This window comes from Kitasatospora sp. NPDC057512 (genome assembly GCF_042802135.1).
Classification (GTDB): domain Bacteria; phylum Actinomycetota; class Actinomycetes; order Streptomycetales; family Streptomycetaceae; genus Kitasatospora.
In genome coordinates, this window is sequence record NZ_JBHVET010000608.1 from 1 (window position 1) to 5462 (window position 5462).

The window sequence follows — 5462 nt, forward strand, 5'->3', positions numbered from 1 at the left end:
ACCTGTACCTCGGCGGCGCCCGCGGCAGCCTCGACCGGGCCCGGGAGGCCGCAGGGCCGGCCTGGCCGGCCCTGCTGGAGACGGCCGAGCGGGCGGCGGCCTGCTTCCCCGGCTCACCGATGGTCGGCGTCGACGTGCTGCCCACGGCCGGGTGGCGGCGCGCCCTAGTCGGCGAGGTGAACGCCTTCGGCGACCTGCTACCCAACCTCACCGGCCTGCCCGGCGGCCCCGCCGAGGGCCTCGACACCTACGGCGCCCAACTGGCCGCGCTGACCGCCCCCTCCCCGTCGTCGCCCGCGGCGACGGACCACCAGATCACGGAACCCGCTCGATGAACCACCGGACCACCCTCCCCTCCCCCGACATGAACGCCGTCGTGGGCAGCCACGACCTGCTGCTCGTCACCCTCGACACGCTCCGCCTCGACGTGGCCGAGGAACTGGCCGCCGCCGGCCGCATCCCGAACCTCGCCGCCGTCCTCCCCGGCGGCCGCTGGGAGCACCGGCACGCGCCCGGCAGCTTCACCTACGCCTCCCACCAGGCGATCCTGGCCGGCTTCCTGCCGACGCCGGCCTCCCCGGACGGCCCGCACCCGCGCCTGTTCGCGGCCCGCTTCGCCGGCTCCGAGAGCACCGCCCCGCGCACCTGGGTCTTCGACGCCCCCGACCTGCCGACGGCCCTGGCCGCGGCCGGGTACCGCACGGTGTGCATCGGCGGCGTCGGGTTCTTCAACAAGCAGGGCCCGCTGGGCTCGGTGCTGCCCGGGCTCTTCCAGGAGAGCCACTGGGCGCCCGAGTTGGGCGTGGCCTCGCCGACGTCCTTCGAGGAGCAGGTCGCCCGGGCCGAGCGGGTCGCCGCCGAACAGCCCGCTGACCAGCCGTTGTTCCTCTTCCTGAACGTCTCGGCGCTGCACCAGCCGAACTGGTTCCACCTGCCCGGAGCCACCCGCGAGCACGGGGACTCCCGGGCCACCCACGCCGCGGCCCTGGAGTACGTGGACGCGCACATCGGCCGGCTGTTCGCCGCGATGAGCGCCCGCCGCCCCTGCTTCGCGATCGTCTGCTCCGACCACGGCACCGCCTACGGCGAGGACGGCTACACCGGCCACCGGATCGGCCACGAGGTGGTCTGGTCGGTCCCGTACGCGCACTTCACTCTCCCCGCCCGAGCGGCGGACGCCGCCACGACCTCCGAGGAGCGCGCATGACCACCGCACCCCCGCGCCCGGACTCGCCGTACCAGTCGTACGTCTACGCGTACCCGCACAAGACGGCCTACCGCCCGCTGCCCGAGCGCCCGCCGCTGCGCGAGCTGTGGGCCGGCGAGGCGCAGCACGCGCTCTCGCTCTACCTGCACATCCCGTTCTGCGAGGTCCGCTGCGGCTTCTGCAACCTGTTCACCCGGATCGGCAGCCCCGAGGGCCTGACCACGGCCTACCTGGATGCCCTGGAGCGCCAGGCCACGGCGGTGCGCGCGGCGCTGGACGACGGGGCCCGGTTCGCGCTGGCCGCGTTCGGCGGCGGCACCCCCACCTATCTGACGGCCGGTGAGCTGGAGCGGCTGTGCGACATCGCCGAGCGGCGGATGGGCGCCGACCTGCGGGCGATACCGCTCTCGGTGGAGGCCTCCCCCGCCACCGCGACCGCCGACCGGCTGGAGGTGCTGGCCGCCCGGGGCACCACCCGGCTGAGTCTGGGTGTGCAGTCCTTCGACGACGCCGAGGCGCGCTCCGCCGTCCGCCCGCAGAAGCGGGCCGAGGTGGAGGCCGCCCTCGGCCGGATCCGCGCGGCCGGGTTCCCGGTGCTCAACATCGACCTCATCTACGGCATCGACGGCCAGACCGAGGCGAGCTGGCTCCGCTCCTTGGACACCGCGCTCGCCTGGCAGCCCGAGGAGCTGTACCTCTACCCGCTGTACGTCCGTCCGCTGACCGGCCTGGCCCGGCGCGGCGAGCAGGAGAGCCGGGCCGCCTGGGACGCGCGCCGGCTCGCGCTCTACCGGGCCGGCCGCGACCACCTGCTCGCCCACGGCTACCAGCAGGTGTCGATGCGGATGTTCCGCCGCGCCGCCTCCCCGCAGGCCGGTGCGGGCGAGTACGCCTGCCAGACCGACGGCATGGTCGGCCTGGGCTGCGGTGCCCGCTCCTACACCTCGCGGCTGCACTACTCCTTCGACTACGCGGTGAACGCCACCGAGGTGCGCGGCATCATCGACGACTACGTCGCCACCGAGGACTTCCACCATGCCGAGGTGGGCCACCGGATGGGCGGCGCGGAGCCGCGCCGGCGGCACCTGGTGCAGTCGCTGCTCCAGGCCGAGGGCCTGCCGTTGGCGGACTACCGTGCCCGGTTCGGCGGTTCACCGGCCGAGGACTTCCCGGCGGAGCTGGCCGACTTCGCGGAGCGCGGATGGCTTGACGACCGCGACGCGGAGTTCCTGCGGCTCAGCCCGGAGGGGCTGGCGCACTCGGACGCCGCCGGGCCGATGCTGTTCTCGCCCGAGGTCCGGGCCCTGATGGCGGCGTACGAGGCGAAATGACCTTCCTCGGCATGCCCTCCGCCTCACCACTGCCGGAGGACGGGGCGCGGAGCCTCACCCTGCTCTACCGCGGCCCGCTCGCCTCCTGCGACTACGACTGCCCGTACTGCCCCTTCGCCAAGCGGCGCGACAGCCCGGAGCAACTGCGGGCCGACCGGGCCGCGTTGGAGCGTTTCACCGGCTGGGCCGCCGGGCGCGCGGGCAGCGGCGACACCCTGTCGCTGCTGTTCACCCCCTGGGGCGAGGGGCTGGTGCGGTCCTGGTACCGCCGCGCGCTGGTCGAGCTGAGCCGCCTGGCGCACGTCCGTCGGGTCGCGATCCAGACCAACCTCAGCTGCCGCACGGGCTGGCTCGCCGAGGCGGACCTCGACGCCATCGCCCTCTGGGTCACCTTCCACCCCGGCCAGGTCACCCGCGAGCGCTTCCTCGCCAAGTGCCAGGAGTTGGACGCACTCGGCGTGCGTTACAGCGTCGGCGTCGTCGGCCGGCCCGAGCACCTCGCCGAGGCCCGCCGGCTGCGTGCCGAGCTCCCCGAAGGCGTCTACCTGTGGGTCAACGCCGCCGAGGGCCTCGCCTACACCGACGCCGAGGCCGCCCAATGGGCCGCCGTCGACCCGCACTTCGGCTACAGCCGGCACGCCCACCCCAGCGCCGGGCTGCCGTGCCGCACCGGGGAGTCCGTACTGTCGGTGGACGGCGACGGCACCGTGCGCCGCTGCCACTTCGTCCGGGACGTCCTCGGCAACCTCTACGACGGCAGCTACCGCGCTCAACTGCTGCCGCGCGCCTGCCCGTTGCCGGTCTGCGACTGCCACATCGGCTACGTCCACCTGGAGACACTGCCACTGTACGAGCTGTTCGGCGCGGGCGTGCTGGAGCGCGTGCCGCACGGCTGGCCCGGGGGCCGGTCATAAATCGGTTGCCAGTCGGCCACCCTGTGTGAAAGCGTACGAACAACCGCGCAGGACCAGCTGGTTCGGAAGGGAGGCCCGCAGATGATCAGTGGCATACGGCTCGCCGTCGTGCTGGGCCTCGTGCTCGGTGACACCCCGGCTCGCGCTTCGACGCGCGAGCCGCACCCGGCCTGACGCCCGCGCCCGCCGTCCCGGCGGCGCCACGGCCTGACGCGCCTGCTGCTCGCCTCCTCGTCGAAGTGCTCTTCGTGCCCCCTTGCACGTTCGACCACGAGGAACCCCTGGTGTCCGACACCCACCGGCCAAGCATCGTCACCCCGCCCACCACCTCCGTCCTGCCCGCACCCTGGCACAGCGAGAACGGCACGCCCCCGCCGCGCCGCCTGATCGCCGCCGACGACACCCTTCGCGCCGAGGCCGCCTACCGGTCGGCCTGCGAGGGCACCGCCCTGCTCTGGCAGGGCGACTACCCCGGCGCGCTCCGCCTCCTGCACGCCATGCGCCGCCGCGCCGAGCGGCGCCGGCCCCGATCCGCCCCCGGCTCCCCGGCCGAGGCCTTCCGGCAGCACCGCCGGGAGCGCGCCCGCCTCGCGCGCGTCCTGGGCATGCTGCTGGTACCACTCGGCGCGGATCACCGCGTCCGGCTCCACCGGGCGCCCGACGTCCGCGAGGCCTGCCGGGCCGCCTACGGACCGCTCCTTGACAACAGAATCGTGTCCCTGCGCGAGCTCCTCGGTGTGATCGGCGCACACCAGTGGCGCACCAGGGGCGTCGAGGTCCCGGCCCTCGGCGCCCGCATCCACCCGCACTACGGGGTCTTCTCACCCGTCCGCGGCGAGTACGTCGACCTCGTCGCCCGGGCACCGCTGCCGCCGGCCACCCACGCCCACCCCACCGCCTACGACCTCGGCACCGGCACGGGTGTGCTCGCCGCGCTCCTCGCCCGGCGCAGCCTGCACGAGGTCCTGGTCACCGACTCCAACCCGCGCGCCCTCGCCTGCGCCCGCGACAACGCCCGCCGGCTCGGTCTCGCCGACCGCATCGAGACCGCCGGCACCGGCCTCTACCCTCCCGGCCCCGGCCGGGCCGCCCTGGTCGTGTGCAATCCCCCGTGGCTGCCCGGCCGGCCGAGCTCCGCACTCGACGAGGGCGTCTACGACCCGGGCAGCCGCATGCTCCACGGCTTCCTCGACGGCCTGGCCGACCGTCTGCTGCCCGGCGGCGAGGGCTGGCTCATCCTCTCCGACCTCGCCGAACACCTCGGGCTGCGCTCCCGCGCCGATCTGCTCGATGCCGTCTCCGGAGCCGGGCTGCGCGTCACCGGGCGCCTCGACACCGTCCCCCGCCATCCGAGGGCCACCACCCCCGACCGGGACGACCCCCTCCTCCACACCGCCCGCGCCGCGGAGGTCACGTCACTCTGGAGGCTGGCCCCCGCATGACTCCCGGCGACCTGTCGCACACGGCCCGAAGCGACCCTGCGCCCACCGGGCGACCCGGCCCGCACGTCCCTAGCCTGGTGACAGAGAGGAGGCGAAACACCATGCTTGGAGACGCTCCGCTGCAAGCAGTCATCCCCGCCACCGATCTCGCCCGCGCCAAGGCCTTCTACACCGACACCCTCGGCCTCAAGCTCGCCGAGGAAGGTGAGGAGGAGTTCGTCTGCGACTGTGGCGGCACCCAGTTCACCGTCTACCGCACTCCCAGCGGTGGACAGGCCGCCCACACCCTCGCCAGCTTCAAGGTCACCGACCTCGACGGCGAGATGGCCGGCCTCCGCGACCGCGGCATCACCTTCGAGGAGTACGACTTCCCCGGTCTGCAGACCGTCGACGGGGTTGCCGAGGGCGAGGGCATGCGCGCGGCCTGGTTCAAGGACAGCGAAGGCAACATCGTCTGCGTGTCCCAGCGGGTCGGCCAGTAGCCGTTCCGCACCCGGCCCGCCCGTCAAAGCCCGCCGCACCCCGTCCGTCGGATGCGGCGCTGCTGCCCGGCCCGCTCGTACGGAGC

Annotated in this window: 5 protein-coding genes and 1 pseudogene; all 6 read left to right on the top strand. The window is 74.3% G+C overall.

Annotated features, from left to right (window positions below):
* Window positions 1–335, top strand: a pseudogene (locus ACFU6K_RS30205) (hypothetical protein); the annotation flags it as partial.
* A gap of 29 nt (window positions 336–364) precedes the next feature.
* Entirely contained in the window at window positions 365–1207 is an 843-nt protein-coding gene (locus ACFU6K_RS30210; RefSeq protein ID WP_380668356.1) for an STM4013/SEN3800 family hydrolase, read from the top strand.
* A complete protein-coding gene (locus ACFU6K_RS30215; protein ID WP_380668348.1) occupies window positions 1204–2538 on the top strand; it encodes an STM4012 family radical SAM protein in 1335 nt (444 codons plus the stop codon). The genes ACFU6K_RS30210 and ACFU6K_RS30215 overlap by 4 nt, the downstream gene beginning before the upstream one ends.
* Window positions 2535–3452, top strand: a complete 918-nt coding sequence (locus tag ACFU6K_RS30220; protein ID WP_380668350.1) for an STM4011 family radical SAM protein — start codon at window positions 2535–2537, stop codon at window positions 3450–3452. The genes ACFU6K_RS30215 and ACFU6K_RS30220 overlap by 4 nt, the downstream gene beginning before the upstream one ends.
* Window positions 3453–3736: 284 nt before the next feature.
* On the top strand, window positions 3737–4894 hold the full coding sequence (locus tag ACFU6K_RS30225; protein ID WP_380668352.1) for a methyltransferase: 1158 nt from the start codon (window positions 3737–3739) through the stop codon (window positions 4892–4894).
* A gap of 101 nt (window positions 4895–4995) precedes the next feature.
* Window positions 4996–5376 (top strand): VOC family protein, encoded by a 381-nt coding sequence (locus tag ACFU6K_RS30230; protein WP_380668354.1) that lies wholly within the window; start codon window positions 4996–4998, stop codon window positions 5374–5376.
* Window positions 5377–5462: the final 86 nt, after the last annotated feature.